1 protein-coding gene is annotated in these 586 nt (G+C 65.7%); it reads right to left on the bottom strand.

Annotation, left to right across the window (positions count from 1 at the left end; all coding sequences use genetic code 11):
- Window positions 1-57: 57 nt before the first annotated feature.
- Window positions 58-528 (bottom strand): helix-turn-helix domain-containing protein, encoded by a 471-nt coding sequence (locus tag ABD842_RS13675; protein ID WP_345114898.1) that lies wholly within the window; start codon window positions 526-528, stop codon window positions 58-60.
- Window positions 529-586 lie beyond the last annotated feature (58 nt).

Below are 586 nucleotides of genomic sequence, written 5' to 3'. Positions count from 1 at the left end.
CGTAGGCCCGCGCGTAGACGGCCAGCACGTCCTCCATGCGGGCCAGAAAAGCGGCGTTCACTTCGCCCAGGCACCAGTGCTGCTGGCGCTGGGGCTGTATTTCGTTTTTTTAAGCACCTGGCTCACCGTTTCGTGGGAAATGGTTTCCACCAGGCACAGTTCCACGGCTTTATCGGCCAGCAGGCGCAGGGTCCAGCGACTGTGCCCCAATGGGGCCGGCGTGCAGGCCAGGGCCGTGAGCGCGGCGCGGGCCGCCCCGTCAAAGCGCCGGGGGCCGCCGCTGCGCGGGGCCTCGCCGAGCGCCCTGGCCAGCCCCTGCTCGACGTAGCGGCGGCGCACCTGGTAGACCGTCTGCACGCAGCAGCCCACCTCGTCGGCCACCGTGTAGCCGCTGCCCCCGTCGGCCAGCCGCAACAGTATCCGCCCGCGTTGGACCGTGCGCCCGGCGTGGCGGCCTTTGCGGGTTAAAGCCTCAATAGTCTGGCGGTCAGTCGACGACAGGACAAATGGTGTGATTGGTCTTCCCATCCAAAAGCAACGTCCAATCTGCCTTTTTGTTCAAAAAACTCTCCTGACTAAGCACTAG

The sequence above is a fragment of the Hymenobacter algoricola genome, assembly GCF_039539525.1.
GTDB classification, from domain to species: Bacteria; Bacteroidota; Bacteroidia; order Cytophagales; family Hymenobacteraceae; genus Hymenobacter; species Hymenobacter algoricola.
Note: the sequence above shows the minus strand (reverse complement) of the source record. Positions and strands in the feature narration are given on the sequence as shown.

Coding starts and splice junctions, on each gene's coding strand:
- ABD842_RS13675 (WP_345114898.1), bottom strand. CDS start 528: ATGGGAAGACCAATCACACCATTTGTCCTGTCGTCGACTGACCGCCAG.